This window comes from Microbispora sp. GKU 823 (assembly GCF_002027145.1).
Taxonomy (GTDB): Bacteria; Actinomycetota; Actinomycetes; order Streptosporangiales; family Streptosporangiaceae; genus Microbispora; species Microbispora siamensis.
The window spans coordinates 1-15086 of record NZ_MWJN01000098.1; the positions used below are offsets into that span (position 1 = coordinate 1).

At 71.2% G+C, this 15086-nt stretch carries 15 protein-coding genes; 7 read left to right on the forward strand and 8 right to left on the reverse strand.

The features are described 5' to 3' along the window. On the reverse strand, positions 1-1079 hold a 1079-nt coding region (locus tag B1L11_RS35100), incomplete at its 3' end, for a PHB depolymerase family esterase (RefSeq protein ID WP_256863158.1). 427 nt (positions 1080-1506) lie between these two features. Between B1L11_RS35100 and B1L11_RS35105 the strand changes: the two genes are divergently transcribed. From B1L11_RS35105 to B1L11_RS35115, 3 genes are all read left to right on the forward strand, one after another. Beyond that, positions 1507-2214 carry a sulfotransferase family protein gene (locus B1L11_RS35105; RefSeq protein WP_256863159.1) on the forward strand — a complete coding sequence of 236 codons (708 nt, stop codon included), beginning with the start codon at positions 1507-1509 and terminating at the stop codon, positions 2212-2214. A 657-nt stretch (positions 2215-2871) separates the two neighbouring features. Further along, positions 2872-5001, forward strand: coding sequence for a PQQ-dependent sugar dehydrogenase (locus B1L11_RS35110; RefSeq protein WP_218671504.1), 2130 nt, complete (start codon positions 2872-2874; stop codon positions 4999-5001). 133 nt (positions 5002-5134) lie between these two features. Continuing rightward, entirely contained in the window at positions 5135-6166 is a 1032-nt protein-coding gene (locus B1L11_RS35115) for a DUF1080 domain-containing protein (protein WP_079319623.1), read from the forward strand. 57 nt (positions 6167-6223) lie between these two features. Here the strand turns inward: B1L11_RS35115 and B1L11_RS35120 are convergent, their stop codons facing one another. The 4 genes from B1L11_RS35120 to B1L11_RS52730 are packed head-to-tail and all read right to left on the reverse strand — an operon-like array spanning position 6224 to position 7756. Continuing rightward, the gene (locus B1L11_RS35120) at positions 6224-6595 is read right to left on the reverse strand and encodes a cupin domain-containing protein (protein ID WP_079319624.1); all 372 of its coding nucleotides are present in this window, start codon (positions 6593-6595) and stop codon (positions 6224-6226) included. Positions 6596-6646: 51 nt separating this feature from the next. Beyond that, positions 6647-6853, reverse strand: coding sequence for a DUF4287 domain-containing protein (locus B1L11_RS35125; RefSeq protein WP_079319625.1), 207 nt, complete (start codon positions 6851-6853; stop codon positions 6647-6649). Between the two features lie 31 nt (positions 6854-6884). Next, positions 6885-7634 (reverse strand): alpha/beta fold hydrolase, encoded by a 750-nt coding sequence (locus tag B1L11_RS35130; protein WP_256863160.1) that lies wholly within the window; start codon positions 7632-7634, stop codon positions 6885-6887. Next, positions 7634-7756 (reverse strand): hypothetical protein, encoded by a 123-nt coding sequence (locus B1L11_RS52730; protein ID WP_256863161.1) that lies wholly within the window; start codon positions 7754-7756, stop codon positions 7634-7636. The genes B1L11_RS35130 and B1L11_RS52730 overlap by 1 nt, the downstream gene beginning before the upstream one ends. Positions 7757-7868: 112 nt before the next feature. Here B1L11_RS52730 and B1L11_RS35135 point away from each other — a divergent pair, with 112 nt between their 5' ends. Beyond that, a complete protein-coding gene (locus B1L11_RS35135; protein ID WP_079319626.1) occupies positions 7869-8516 on the forward strand; it encodes a helix-turn-helix domain-containing protein in 648 nt (215 codons plus the stop codon). Between the two features lie 36 nt (positions 8517-8552). Here B1L11_RS35135 and B1L11_RS35140 read toward each other — a convergent pair whose 3' ends face one another. From B1L11_RS35140 to B1L11_RS35150, 3 genes are all read right to left on the reverse strand, one after another. Further along, on the reverse strand, positions 8553-9572 hold the full coding sequence (locus B1L11_RS35140; RefSeq protein WP_256863162.1) for a hypothetical protein: 1020 nt from the start codon (positions 9570-9572) through the stop codon (positions 8553-8555). A 118-nt stretch (positions 9573-9690) separates the two neighbouring features. After that, a complete protein-coding gene (locus tag B1L11_RS35145) occupies positions 9691-10881 on the reverse strand; it encodes an MFS transporter (protein WP_079319628.1) in 1191 nt (396 codons plus the stop codon). Positions 10882-10971: 90 nt separating this feature from the next. Next, positions 10972-11901, reverse strand: coding sequence for a LysR family transcriptional regulator (locus B1L11_RS35150; protein WP_079319629.1), 930 nt, complete (start codon positions 11899-11901; stop codon positions 10972-10974). Positions 11902-12007: 106 nt separating this feature from the next. Here B1L11_RS35150 and B1L11_RS35155 point away from each other — a divergent pair, with 106 nt between their 5' ends. The 3 genes from B1L11_RS35155 to B1L11_RS35165 are packed head-to-tail and all read left to right on the forward strand — an operon-like array spanning position 12008 to position 15064. Next, complete coding sequence (locus B1L11_RS35155) at positions 12008-12994, forward strand: fumarylacetoacetate hydrolase family protein (protein ID WP_079319630.1); 987 nt, start codon at positions 12008-12010, stop codon at positions 12992-12994. Then, the gene (locus tag B1L11_RS35160) at positions 12991-13935 is read left to right on the forward strand and encodes a cyclase family protein (protein WP_079319631.1); all 945 of its coding nucleotides are present in this window, start codon (positions 12991-12993) and stop codon (positions 13933-13935) included. The genes B1L11_RS35155 and B1L11_RS35160 overlap by 4 nt, the downstream gene beginning before the upstream one ends. A 7-nt stretch (positions 13936-13942) precedes the next feature. Continuing rightward, entirely contained in the window at positions 13943-15064 is a 1122-nt protein-coding gene (locus B1L11_RS35165; RefSeq protein ID WP_079319632.1) for an FAD-dependent oxidoreductase, read from the forward strand. The last annotated feature ends 22 nt before the right edge of the window (positions 15065-15086 follow it).

Consider the following 15086-nt stretch of genomic DNA (forward strand, 5'->3'; position numbering starts at 1 on the left):
GTGGCGTCGATCTTCATCTCGTTCTCGGCCGTGATCATGTTGAACTCACGGTTCGCGATCGTGGTGTACGCCGAGTCACCCAGCTTGCTCGCACTGATCGCCGTACCGAAATACCGGCCGCTGCGGGCCGCGGCCTCGCCGAGGGTGGTGGCCGGCGGGCCGCCGCTCGGGCCGGACGAAGGGCTCGGAGACGGGCTGTCCGGCGGCGTGGGCGACGGTGTGGGAGACGGCGTGGGCGACGGGGAGGTCGGCGTGGTGCTGTTGAGGCCGAGGAAGTTGATCGCGTAGGCGATCATGCCGTTGAGGGGCAGCGAGTGCCCCTGACCGGAGACGCTGACGCCCTCGACCGGCGGCTGGGTGCCGGTGTTGCCATACCGGGTGCGGGTCCACCCCGACGACGGGCTGTCGGTGGACGCGGGCGTCTGGCTGACGCCGTTGAGGTTGGTCCACTGCTTGATCTCTTCGCCGAAGTTGTTGTAGTTCAGCGTCGTGTCGGTGGTGCCGTGCCACAACTGCATGCGCGGATACGAGCCGCTGTAGCCGGGGTACATCGAGCGGGCCAGGTCACCCCACTGCTGGGCGGTCTTGATGCTCTGCCCGCCGGAGCACTGGCTGTTCCAGGTGGAGCCGTCGGTGGTGGCGAAGCAGCCCGCCGGGACGCCCATGAAGGCCGAGCCCGCCTTGAAGACGTCCGGATACTCGGCCGCCAGCACGTTGGTCATCATCGCGCCGGAGGAGACGCCGCTGACGTAGACGCGGCCGGGGTCCACGTTGTAGCGCGACTTGGCGTAGTCGACCATCGACATGATGCCGACCGGGTCGCTGCCGCCGCCCCGCTTCAGCGCCTGGGGCGAGTACACGTCGAAGCACTGCCCGCTGCGCGTGGCCTCCGGGAACACGATGATGAACCCGTACTGGTCGGCCGCGGTGACGTAGTCGCGGAAGTAGCCGCCGAACAGCGCCGACGCGGTGCCCGTGCAGTAGTGGACGGCGACCAGCAGCGCGGGCCGGGCGGCCACCCGGTCCGGCACGTAGATGTACATGTTCAGGTTGCTGGGGTTGTTGCCGAAGCTGGTCACCCTGGTCAGCGAGCCGCGGCGGCCGGTTGGGTGACCAGCAACGTGGTCGCCGCGACCACGGGCATCAGCACGGCGGCCAGCAAGGCCACGATGCGTCGTCTCACGTGAGCTGTCCTTCCTCCGGTTGCGCCGACCGGCCCACCGGACCCGGCGGCATGAATGTTTCCGAAGCGTGCCTAAAACTTTCTGGCGGCTCAAGCCACAGATCATCACGGGATTCGCGACGGCGAAGAGGGGGACGTCAGGAGCACTTCGGCCCGTCAGAGGACCGGCGATTTGTGGAAAGTTTCATGGAGACGCTGAAACATTGTCAGATCGCGGGGGCCGCGTCATGCCGCGGTGAGGGCGCGGGCGCGCCGTGAGAACGCCCGGCGGGCGGGCATGGTCTACCGCGTCGGCAGGCGGGGGCGACGACGGGAGCCTGGACATGCTGGAGGTCATCGGCGCGGGACTTCCGCGCACCGGAACGACGTCGACGAAGGCGGCCCTGGAACAGCTCGGCTTCGGGCCCTGCTACCACACCTTCGAGGTCCTGCTCCGCCCGGAGCTCGCCGAGCGGTGGCTACCGGTCTGCGCGGGCGCGGCGGCCGACTGGGAACGCGTCTTCGAGGGCTTCCGGTCCTGTGTGGACTGGCCCGCCAGCTTCTTCTGGCGGGAGCTGGCACAGGCCTATCCGGAGGCCAAGGTCGTCCTCACCGTCCGCGACCCGCACAGCTGGTACGCCAGCTTCCGGCTGCTGGGCTCGCTCGGCCCGCGCGAACCGATGCGGGCGGACGAGGCGCCCGAGGCCATCCGTCCCGTCGTCGCCGCGATGACGAGCCTCCGGCCGCTCTTCGAGCGGATCGGCGAGTCGGTCTTCGGCGAGACGTGGCGGCCGGGGCACACGCCGGACGAGGAGCGGGCCGTCGCGGCCTACCACCGGCACGTCGCCGCGGTGCTGGCCGCCATTCCCGCCAAGCGGCTCCTGGTCTTCGACGTGCGCGAGGGCTGGGGACCGCTGTGCGCCTTCCTCGGGGTCACCGCTCCCCCGAGCGCCCCGTTCCCGCACCTCAACGACGCCGCGTCGCTCCGGAGGATGTTCGAGCTCATGCACACCGAGGGCCAGGTCCACGTGCCCTTCCCGCGCGGAGGCTGACGGCGCGCCCGGAGGCGGCAGGAGTGGGCGTGTCGCCCGGTTCCGCCGCCCGGGTGGCACTCGCCCGCTCGCCGTCTCGGCGCGACGGGAAGCGGGCGACCGGGCGTACGCCCCGGGCGACACGCCAAGCCTTGACTACCTACTGTGGTGAGTCGATCAACCTCCGGTACGACTTCTGTCGTATCGATCGCATGTTTTGCGACGCTAGATCGAACTTATGCCCAATGTCAACGAAAGTAGGTGTTTCAGTACTCATAACACCGGCCCGGTCTCGCGCCGACACCTGACCGAGCGGTCAGCCGTCAAAGTCAAAGCGCGGTATTGACCGTGCTGTTGCACGGCCGTAACAATGTGGGCGTCTCGCGCTCGACGGCGGTGGCACGCCGACTGAGCCAGGCAGCGTTCGATTCAGTGTTCGACTCAGTGTTCGATCACGACGCGTTCGGCGCACGCGTCCTCACGAGAGGGACGATGCGTGCGGCCGCCCTGGCGACCACTTCCGAGTGCGGCCTCCGTGGCCCTGCCCTCGCCGGCTTCGGCGCGGGCGCGTCTTCCCCTCATCGAGCGGCCGGACCGTCACGCTTCCCTGCCGTTGCCGCGGCACGGGTGGCGGCCCGGCCACCCATCTGACGCCCTCCGGCCAAGGAGAAGCATCACGTGAACGGTACCTCCACGAGGACCAGGCTGATGGCGGCGGCAGCGGCCGCCGTCATGACGGGCCTCTTGACCACGCCGTCGATCGCGGCGGCGCAGGAGAGTCCGGCGCCCCCGGAATCCGCCTTCCAGAAGGTGACTCTCAACGACACCCCCGGCGAGCCCATGGATCTCGCCGTCCTGCCCGACGGCCGGGTTCTGCACACCACCCGCGCCGGAACGGTCTGGATGCACGACCCGGCGACCGGCCTCAACACGAAGGCCGGCACCATCGACGTGTACCAGCACGACGAGGAGGGCCTGCAGAGCATCGCGCTCGACCCGAACTTCGGCAAGGGCAACAACTGGGTCTACCTCTACTACTCGCCCCCGCTGAACACCCCCGTCGACGACCCGAAGACGCCCGACGTGAACGAGGGCGACGCCCCCAACCAGGGCACCGCGTCGGACTGGGAGCGCTTCAAGGGCCTGATCCGGCTCTCCCGCTTCGAGTTCACCAAGGGCCGGATCGACCTGGCGAGCGAGCAGAAGATCCTCGACGTTCCGGTCGACCGGGGCATCTGCTGCCACGTCGGCGGCGACATCGTCTTCGACGCCGAGGGCAACCTCTACCTGTCCACGGGCGACGACACCAACCCCTTCGCTTCCGACGGCTACACCCCCATCGACGAGCGGCCGGGCCGCAACCCGGCGTACGACGCGCAGCGCAGCGCCGGCAACACCAACGACCTGCGCGGCAAGATCCTGCGCGTCAAGCCCAAGGACGGCGGCGGCTACACGATCCCCGAGGGCAACCTGTTCAAGCCGGGCACCGCGAAGACCCGGCCCGAGATCTACGCGATGGGGCTGCGCAACCCCTTCCGTATCGAGATCAACAAGGAGAACGGCGACCTCTACGTCGGCGACTACTCTCCGGACGCGAACCGCGCCAACCCGAACCGCGGGCCGGCCGGCACCGGCAAGTGGACGGTCATCCGCAAGGCGTCCAACTACGGTTGGCCGTACTGCGCGACCGCCAAGCTCCCCTATGTGGACTTCGACTTCGCCACCGGCAAGTCCGGCGCGCCCTTCGACTGTGCGGCCCCGGTGAACGACTCCCCGCACAACACCGGCCTGCGTGAGCTTCCCCCGGTCGAGCAGCCGGACGTGTGGTACACCTACGGCGCGTCCGCCGAGTTCCCCGAGCTCGGCACGGGCGGCATCTCCCCGATGGGCGGCCCCGTCTACCACTACGACAAGAAGGCGGCGCAGGGGCGCAGCCCGGTGGCCTGGCCGGAGTACTACGACGGAGTGCCGCTGCTCTACGAGTGGTCGCGTGACTGGGTGAAGGGCATGCGCCTGGACGCGGACGGCAAGCTCGCGAAGATCGAGTCCGTCCTGCCGTCGTTCACCTTCGACAACGCCATGGATATGGAGTTCGGCCCGGACGGCGCGCTCTACGTCCTGGAGTACGGCGACGGCTACTTCTCGCAGAACCCGGACGCGCAGCTGGCCCGCATCGACTACATCGGGGAGAACGGCAACCACTCGCCGGCCCCGAAGGCGTCGGCGAACAGGACCAATGGCAAGGCGCCGCTCACCGTCGCGTTCTCCAGCGAGGGCACCGCGGACGCCGACGGCGATCGGCTCCAGTACGCCTGGGACTTCGACGCCGACGGCAAGGTGGACTCGCGCGAGGCCAACCCGACCTTCACCTACCAGGAGAACGGCGTCTACCGCGCGACGCTGAAGGTGACCGACGTGGGCGGCCCCCAGCGCGGGCGCTCGGCCACGGCCGAGGTCGAGGTCGTGGTCGGGAACCAGGCGCCGGTCGTCGAGTTCGTCAAGCCGGTCGAGGGGCAGCCGTTCCACTTCGGCGACGTCGTGCAGTTCGAGGTCAAGGTGACCGACGACCAGCCGGTGGACTGCTCCCGCGTTCAGGTGACCTACATCCTCGGGCACGACCAGCACGGGCACCCGCAGACGACCGCGAGCGGATGCACCGGCAGCATCACGACCACCGTGCCCTCGGGACACGACCCGGCGAACGACAACCTCTCCGGTGTCTTCGCCGCCACGTACACCGACCCGGGCACCGACGGGCTGCCGGCGCTGTCCGGCAGTGACGAGGTGGTGCTGAAGCCGGCCGGGTGACGGCAGGCGGCCGGGGCCGGTCCATCCCCGCCGGTGTGAGCGCCGGCGGGGCGGTCCGCCCCGGCTCCTGCTGAAGTCACGCGGGCCGTCACGGCCCGCGATCAGCCGTCCAGCCACAGGGAGGAACCCCGACATGCGTACACAGATAAGAGCGGCGGCGCTCGCCGGGAGCCTGCTCGCCGCCGTGGCCGTCACGACGAGTGTGGCGGCTCCGCCGGCGACCGCCGAGCAGGCGTCGTGCACCGCTCCCGACGCCAGGCCCACGGTCCGGTTCCTGGACGCCGACAGCGGTGTCCCGAACAGGACCGCCGCGGGGGGCTGCACCGTCAACGACCTCGTCGACGACGAGAAGGCATGGAGCGACCACGGCGCGTTCGTCGCTCATGTCGGCGAGATCACGCGGGCTCTCACCGGCTCCGGCGTGATCAGTGCCCAGGAGCGGGCGACGCTCATGAAAACCGCGGCCCGGTCCGGCATCGGGCGGCCGAACGGCCCGAGCCCATACCGGACGATCTTCGACGGAACGCGGGCGTCCTTCGAGAAATGGGGGTACGTCGGCGGCCGGGGCTTCGCCCTGCGCGACGACGGATCCGTGGTGACCGTGAACTCGCCCGCCGGGGGCGGCCTCGGCCTGCTCTGGTACACGGCGGAGCGGTTCGGCGACTTCTCGCTGCGCCTGAAGTTCCGGGACGAGCGGGCCGGGGACGCTCGCTCCAACAGCGGCGTGTTCATCCGCTTCCCCGGCGTGGACCCCGCGGCCAACCCCGAGTGCAAGACGAGCGACCCGGCCTGGGTCGCGGTCAACTGCGGCCACGAGATCCAGATCAACGACACCCCGGAAGGCGGCGGTGACGACCCGCGCAAGACGGGATCGGTGTACGGGTTCGCCGACCTCGACCTCGCCCACGCCAGGCCGACCGCCAAGGGCGTGTGGAACGACCTGGAGATCCGAGTGGTCGGACAGCACTACACGGTGATCCGCAACGGCGAGGTGATCAACGAGTTCGACAACGTCCCCGGCATACCGTTCCCCGGGCGTCCGGCGGATCCCGGCACGAGCGGCCGGCAGTTCGAGCGCGGCTACGTCGGGCTGCAGAACCACGACGGCGCCTCGGTCGTCGCGTTCCGCGACATCCGCGTGCGCGACCTCACCGAGACTCGCTGACCGGCGCGCGGCGGCCCCGGGCGCACGGCCGAGGCCGCCGCGAACCTGGTGAGGTGGTCAGGGCCGCACCGCGTACACCTTGCGGAGCGTCTCGTGCACCGTCCACACGGTGCGCGCGCCACCGGGCATCAGGACGACGTCGCCCGGGCCGACGTCGAGCACCGGGCCGCCCTCGACCTCGATCGTCGCGCTGCCGCCGAGCACGACGAAGACCTCGTCCGCCTCGGTGTCGGTGCTCACGCCCGGTCCGTGCTGCCAGACGCCGACCGCCAGGTCCGTGCCCGACGCCAGCTCCAGGTGACGGACCTCAGGGGCTCCGGACACGACCTGGGCGGGGTCGAGCGGGTCCGGATCGAGGTCGGCGTCGGCCAGGGCCGCCGCGCGCACCACGCGCGGGGTGCCCGTGAACGATCTGTCGTGTCGGTTCATCGTCGATCAGGTCCCAATCGTCGAAATCGTACGGCGCGAATGCCGGCCGGCCTATTTCCTGCCGGCGAGGGTGTGGGCGACCAGCGCGTTGGCGTGGCCGTGCCCGAGACCGTGTTCGGACTTGAGCCAGCCGACGAGTTCCATGTGCTTGGTCAGGGGCGAGAAGTTGATGAGGTCGATCCATTCCTGGACGGGACGGCCGTACTTCTTCTCGATCGCGGGGAAGTAGCTGGCGGGGCCGTTTGCCGGCGTGGTCATGTCCGGGGTCCTTTCTGGTGCTGGAAGGGTGTCAGGCGAGGGCCGCGTGGATGATATCGGCGCAGGCGGCGACGTCGAGCGCCAGACCCTGATGGTCGCCGGGGAAGACGAGCGGCTCGACACCGAGCCGTTCGGCCAGCATCCGGGCGGACAGAGCGGGCACGCCGTCGCCCGATGCCGCTCCGACGCCGACGGCGACCGGCACGGGGCCGGAGCGCAGCGCGGCGATGTCGGGCTCGAAGCGCAGCACGGGCAGCAGCACGTGGGCCAGGAAGTGGTCGAGGTTGCCCTGGACGCGGCCCATCATCTCCAGCGCCTCGGGCGGCATCTGGGCAGGATCGGGCATCGCGGGAGGATCGCTGTTCTCCCCGTCGACGGTGGCGATGAACTTGCCCATCGCCACGCCCGCGCCCTGGTCGCGGTAGGTGTCGTACACGTCCTGGAACGCCGCCCGCCAGTGCTCGCGGTCGGGCAGCAGTTCGGGGATCGGCGGCTCGTGCACGACCAGGGCGCGCACCCGTTCGGGGTGGCGCACCGCCAGGTCAAGGGCGGTGAGCGCGCCGCCGCTGTTGCCCAGCACGTAGGCGGGCTCGTCGCCCAGGGCGGCCAGCAGGCGGTAGGCGTCCTCGCTGAAGACCCTGACGTCCTGGTCGACGGGCGGTCCCGTCAGGGTGCTGCGGGACAGGCCGCGCTGGTCGTAGGTGACGACGGTGTAGCGGTCGGACAGGGTCGCGGCGAGCTCGGCCAGCGCCCCGGCGTCGGCGGGCGCGCCGGGGATCATCAGCAGCAGCGGTCCCGTTCCCCGGACTCGTAGTGCAGGCGCGCGCCGGGAACGTGCAGCGTCCTGGTCTCGACGCCGTCCAGCGAGACGAACGGCCCGGCGACGACCTTCCGCGTGGTCATGCGTTCACTCCTCGGATGACACCAGGTGGATCGGCCGACCGGCCGAACGAGCAGCCAGCTTGTCTTTTGCAAGCATGCTTTGTCAACTGAAGTTCGCGGTAGGATCTGCAGCATGGCGGCTCGTGAGTACGGACAGTTCTGCGGCCTGGCCCGCGCGATGGAAATGGTCGGCGAACGCTGGACCCTGCTGATCGTCCGCGACCTGCTGTCGGGACCCCTGCGCTACACGGACCTGCACAAGGGCCTGCGTTCCATCCCGACGAACATCCTCTCGGCCCGCCTCAGACAACTCGAAGAGGCGGGCCTGGTCCTCCGCCGCGCGCTGCCGCACCCCGAGCGCGCGGTCGTCTACGAGCTCACCGACTACGGACGTGAGCTCGAACCGGCACTGATCGCGCTGGGCCGCTGGGGTGCCAAGACCATGACCGAGCCCCGTGCCGGCGAGGTCGTCACCCCCGAGTCGGTCGCCATGGCCTTCCGCACCACCTACCGCCCGGAAGCAGCCCGCGGAATGACCGTCGGCTACGAGGTCCGCATGGGCGACTTCACCCTCCGCCTACAGATCACCGACGGGGCCCTGACGGTCGGCATCGGCCCGCACCCCGCCCCGGACCTCGTCGTCGAGAGGCTGAACGACCGAGGGATCCACGCCCTGATGACCGGCGCCACGACTCCCGGCCAAGCACTCGCCGACGGCAGCGTACGAGTGCAGGGTGATCCCGCGCTTCTCCACCGATTCGTCGAGACGTTCCGCTTCTGACCCGGACGGCATCGCGCGAAGACGGTCCCCCGGACATCACAGGAAGGGGGCGCTGTATCGGCCGTTCTTCACACGGTCGTAGATCGCACGCAGCCACGGCTCACGAACCTCCGGCAGCCGTGCCAGCGTGTCGAGGAACACATCCCAGTCAGGCCGGAACGGGCGAAACGGCAGCAGCGGTGGAAGAGCGTCGCGGCAGGCGTCGCCGGCCCGCCCGCGCGAAACGGCGATGAGTCGCCGATCGTCATGGGAGGCCAGATACGTCCACACCTCTGCGCTCAGCGGCACCGGCACCCCCGCACCGTACGGCCACGCCTCACCCGTCTGCGGATGCCGCGGGACCAGGACGATGTCCGAGGTCGCGGCGGGCAGCCCCGGCCCCGCCAGGGACAGGCTCCTCATCGGTGGCCCCGGCGGAAGCAGCACGTCGAGCACCGGACGGAACACGTCGGCGACGGCGCCGGCGGGCACGGCCACCCGCGCACCGCCGGACGCCACCAGGAGACGGGCCAGCGCCGCCGCGACCGCGGCCTCCCACACCGGGCTCCACGCCCCGATCGGCTCGATCGCCGGAATTTCCGCCTCTTCGTCGCGCAGTTCCCCCCAGGCGAGCACTCGACGCTCGGGCCCGGCGACGCCGACGGCGCGAACCGCCCGCGGATCCAGCCACACCACATGCCAGTACGAGCAGTCGTCGACCCGGGTCGCCACTTCTCGTCCGCACTGCTCACAGGCCAGGTTCGGGCCGTTCCTGCCATCCAGGCCGCAGCAGAGGCCGTCACACCGCTGGGGAATCAGAACGGTCCCGCGGACGTCGCCCGGCGAGACCGCGATCGCTCCCGATGGCCCGTACGACAGGGAGTACAGCGGCGCGTACACGCCCCGGCCCTCGGCTTCCCGCTCATCGATCTCCTCCCAGGGCCGCCAGGGCCATCCGGAAGGCTCCGGGTCCACGGCGTACATCCCCGATTCCATGAGAGCGGGAAGCAGTTCATGGCCGTACGTCTGGTGGGCGTGGTCGGGAAGCGCGACCCGCACCACGGGCGAGGTCAGCACGGCTTCGCAACCCGCACACGCGAACACCGGCACATGCCCTCCCGAACCGACGCCGACGATCCCGGTTCGAATTGAACCGGGCGAGGAGCGTCCGGCACCAGTGCGGGCGGGGAACCGGCTAATCCGCGGTGACGGCGGCGTCGAGGGGTGACGCCGGGACGGTCAGAACGGTGGCGACCAGGGCGGCCAGCGCCAGCGACGCGACGCCGATCACCGCGAGGGACGCGCCGAGCCCTCCCGTCAACGCGGTAAGGGCACTGACGAGCAACGGGGAAAGGAACTCGCCGAGGAACAACGCGGCGGTCCACAGCCCGGTGCCGCGGCCCCGCCGCGCGAACGGCAGCCCGCCGACCGCCCACGTGAGCAGGGTCGGCAGCAGCAGCCCGGTGGCGAACCCGGTGAGCACGGCACCCGCGACGATCACGGGCACGGACCCGGTAGCGAAGATCAGCAGCAGCCCGAGCCCGGACAGCGCGAACTCCGCGACGAGCAGCGCCCGCGCACCGCGGCCCGCGGCCTTGGCGAACAGGCCTGCCCCGACGGCGGTCGCCAGGGACATCAGCGCGGTGACGCCGCCGATGGCGGCGGTGTCGGCGACCCCCGCCCCGTCCAGCACGTACGACAGTTGCACGATCAGCGTGTAGAAGACGACTCCTCCGCCGACCGTCACCAGGGAGGGCAGGGCGAGGGCGCGCCAGGGCCAGGGCTGCCGGTCCTCGTGGCGGGAGGCTGCGGGCTGCCACAGCAGGAACGCCATGGGGATCGCGGTGAGCGCGGCGGCGGCGTACATCCAGAAGGGCGTGCGCCAGCCTCCGGCGCCGAGCAGGCCGCCGAGCGCGAAGAAGACGGTCGCGGCGACGGTGGTGGCGAGGGTCTGCATGCCGAGGTAGCGGGCCCGGCGGGGCCCGGACCAGTAGTCGGCGATCAGGGTGGTGCAGCAGGTCATGATGGCCGCCTCGCACACGCCGACGAGCACCCGGCTGACCAGGATGGCCTGGAGCGAGTCCAGGTAGAGCGGCGCGGTGCCGAAGACCGAGTAGGCGACCATGGTGACGATCAGCAGCCGCTTGCGGTGGAACCGGTCGGCGATGGCGCCGGCGAAGGGCGCCCCCAGCGCGACGAACAGCGCGGGAACGGTCAGGACGACCGGGACCAGGACGGCGGCGCCCGGCGTCGCGGCGAAGTGCTCGCTCATGCGGGGCAGGACCGGGGAGAGCAGGACGGCTCCGAGCACGGGCATGCAGCTCCCGACGAGCAGCACGATGAGCTGGGGCAGACCCGCCCGCGTGGCGGAGACCGATTGGGACATGCGGGGCCTCGCTGGATGTCGCGGGGATGTGGGTGGCATCACTGTCAGACATCGGCGCGGTGCGCGGAAGACGGAAAGTGCCGATGGTCGTCATCCATCCGGTGGATGGCCCGGCAGCGCGGGCAGGCCGGCGCCCACCCGGGCGGCGGTCTCGCGCAGCCAGATGTGGGCGGCGTCGTGCGTGTGGACGGGGTGCCACCACAGGGCCTCCTGCAGCGGCACGGCCGGGAAAGGGCAGGGCAGCGCGCGGACCGGGGCGAGGTCGCGCAGCAGGCCGGCCAGGCGCCGCTGGATCAGCGCGATTCTGCGGGTGCCCGCCACCAGGCTCGGCAGGAGCTGGAAGCTGTGCACGGACACGTCCACGTGCGGTTCCAGCCCGAGCATGGACATCTGACGGGCCACCGGGGCGTCGAACGGCCGCTGGTAGACCACCCACGGCAGCCGGGCCAGGTCGTCCATCGTGAGCCGCTCCCCTACGTCCGGGTTGTCGGCGGAGACCAGGCATACCCACTCGTCGCGGTACAGCTCCACCGCCGGGAAGTCGCTGATCACGCCGTGCGGCATCAGCATCCCGTCCACCCCGCCGAGGGTGGAGTCGGCGTTCTCCACGATGCCGGGCGACGCGGGGAGGAAGTGCAGCCGTACGCCGGGCGCCTCGGCGTGCAGGACGCGGGCGAGTTCCGCGCCGAAGACGGCGATCGCGTAGTCGGACGAGAGCAGGGTGAACTCGTGCCGCTCGGTGGCCGGGTTGAAGTCCGCGCGGCTGGTGAACAGCCGCTCCAGCATCGCGTAGGCGTTCGCGGCGGGGGCGCGCAGGGCGGTGCCGAGGGGCGTCAGCTCGTAGCGGTTGCCCTGCCTGACCAGCAGTTCGTCGCCGAAGTGGCGGCGGAGCCTGGCCAGGGCGGCGCTCGTCGCGGGCTGGCTCAGCCCGATCCGCGCGCCCGCCCGGGTCACGTTGCGCTCCTCCAGCAGGGCGCACAGGGCGACCAGGAGGTTGAGGTCGAGCCTCTCGAGGTTCACGGCGCCCTCACTATCCATTGCATGGATTGACCAGATCTAAAGAATCGATTTCCCAAATCGTTCCGTCAGGTCCAAGGTTAAGGGCACCACACCGGGAGGAAACCTCGTGGAAACATCCCCGCCCCTTGCCGGCCCGTTCGCGCTCGGCACCTTCTCCGCCCGCGCCTTTTCCGGCAGCGCACCCTTCCCCGGCCTGGTCATCGGCGATCACGTCCTGGACCTGCGCACCGTCCCCGCGCTCGGGGCGTACGGCAGCACGCGGGCGCTGCTGGAGCGCTGGGACGAGGTCCTGCCGCTGCTTCGGCAGGCGGCACAGACGCCCGGAGAGCGGCTGCCGCTGGCGGACCTGCGGGTGCACGCCCCGGTCGAGCCCCGGCAGATCCTGCAGTCCGGTGCCAACTACCGCACCCATGTGATCGACCTGGCGGTGGCGCACGAGCCCGAGGGCGGCCGGCCCGCCGAACAGGTGCGGGCCGAGACGGCCGCGATGATGGACCGCCGCGCGGCCGAGGACCAGCCGTACGTGTTCATCGGCCTGCCCTCCTCGCTGACCGGCCCGTACGACGACGTGGTCATCCCGGCCTGGTGCACCAAGCCCGACTGGGAGCTGGAGCTGGCGGCGGTGATCGGCCGCCCGGCCTTCCGGGTGCCCGCCGAGCACGCACTGGAGCACGTCGCCACGTACACGATCGCCAACGACGTCACCGCGCGCGAGGTGGTGTTCCGCCGCGACATGCCGGAGATCGGCACCGACTGGCTGCGGGCGAAGAACGCCCCGACGTTCACCCCGCTCGGGCCCTACCTGGTGCCGGCCGCCTTCGTCGGCGACCCCGGGAACCTGCGGGTGACGCTCCGGCTCAACGGGAAGGTCATGCAGGACGAGACCACCAAGGACATGATCTTCGACGTGGCGCGGCTGGTGTCGTACGCCTCGCAGACCGTCGAACTGCTGCCCGGCGACCTGGTGCTGACCGGCAGCCCGGCCGGCAACGGCATGCACTGGGGCCGGCTGCTGCGGCCGGGCGACGTGATGGAGGGCACGATCACCGGGCTGGGCGTCCAGCGCAACCGCTGTGTGAGCGAGGCGGCATGACACCGGAGAACGCGATCGCCGACGCCGCGGCGAAACACTCCAACTGGGGCCGCTGGGGTTCCGGCGACGTGCTCGGCACGGTCAACTTCATCGACGAGGCCAAGCGCCGGGAGGGCGCGGCGTGCGCCCGCACGGGCGTGTCGTTCTCGCTGGCCCAGCGGTTCGACATGAACGGCCCGCAGAAGGGCTGGCGGCGCCGCACCAACCCGGTGCACACGATGCTGGACACCGGGGTGGACGCGGTCCACGGCGACCAGGGGTTCCCGCACGGATTCGGCGGCGCGGACGACGTCATCGCGATGCCCCTGCAGTGCTCCACCCAGTGGGACGGCCTCGGCCACATCTTCGACCACGGCAGGGCCTGGAACGGCCGGCCCGCCGACCGGGTCGTCACCAGCGAGGGCGACCAGGTCACCGGCATCGAGCACATGGCCGCGCCGGTCGCCGGCCGCGGCGTGCTGCTCGACGTGGGGCGCGTGATCGGCGGCGGGGAACTGCCGGACGGATTCGCGATCACCGAGGAGCACCTGAACGCCACGGCCGCGGCGCACGGCGTCACGGTCGGCCGCGGCGACATCGTGTGCGTACGGACCGGGCAGCTGACCAGGGCAAGGAGGGAGGGCTGGGGCGACTACGCCGGCGGCCCCGCCCCCGGCCTGTCGTTCTGGAGCGCCGGCTGGCTGCACCGCACCGAGATCGCGGCCATCGCCACCGACACGTGGGGCTTCGAGGTGCGCCCCAACGAGTTCGAGGGCGCCTTCCAGCCGCTGCACCAGGTGGCCATCCCGCACATCGGCCTGCTCGTCGGCGAGATGTGGGACCTGGACGCGCTCGCCGACCACTGCGCCGACGACGGCGTGTACGAGTTCTTCCTCGCCGCCGCCCCGCTCCCGATCACGGGCGCGGTCGGCTCCCCCGTCAACCCCCTCGCAATCAAGTGAGTCCCTCATGCCAGCAGTAGGCAACGTCCTCATCGTCGGCGGCGGCACCGCCGGATCGGCCCTGGCGATCCTGCTCGCCCGCGCCGGGGTCGCCGTGGACATCGCGGAGATCCAGCCCGCGACCACCGCGCTCGGCTCGGGCATCACCCTGCAGGGCAACGCGCTGCGGGTGCTGCGCGACCTCGGGGTGTGGGAGCGGATCGTCGCCGCGGGCTTCCCGTTCGACTCGCTCGGGCTGCGCGCCCCCGACGGCACGCTGCTCGCGGAGATCCCCGACGCGCGCACCGGCGGTCCCGGCCTGCCCGCCACGCTCGGCATGAACCGCCCCGAACTGGCCGCCGTCCTCGCCGACGCCGTACGCGAGGCCGGGGCGCGGACCAGGTTCGGGGTGACCGCCGAGGCGCTGACCGACACCGGCGACCAGGTGGAGGTGCGGCTGTCCGACGGCACCACCGGCGAGTACGACCTGGTGGTGGGAGCCGACGGCATCCGCTCGGCGGTGCGCGCCCTGATCGGGATCGACGTCGCCCCGCGGCCGACCGGCATGGGCATCTGGCGCGTCCACACCCGCCGCCCCGCCGGGGTCGAGCGCACCGACCTGATCTACGGCGGCCCCTGCTTCATCGCCGGATACTGCCCGACCGGCCAGGACACGATGTACGCCTACCTGGTGGAGAAGGCCAGGCCCAGGGAGGCGGTCGGCGACAAGGTCGCGCACATGCGGGAGCTCGCCGAGGGATACGGCGGGGCCTGGACCGAGATCCGCGAGGACATCACCGACCCGGACCGCATCAACTACACCTGGTTCGAGTCGCTGCTGGTGGACCGCCCGTGGAACCGCGGCCGCGTCGTGCTCGTCGGCGACGCCGCGCACGCCTGCCCGCCGACCCTCGCCCAGGGGGCGGCGCAGTGCCTGGAGGACGCCGCCGTCCTGGCCGAGTTGCTGCTGGCCGCCGACCGGCTCGACCAGTCGCTGTTCGACGCGTTCATGGACCGCCGTCACGAACGGGTGAAGGCCGTGGTCGAGGCGTCCCTGCAGCTGGCCGACTGGCAGCTGAACCCCGTGCCGGACGCGGACCTGCCCGGGCTGATGGCCCGGATGAGCGCGCTCGTGACGGAGCGGTCGTGATCACGGTCGACGCGCACGCGCA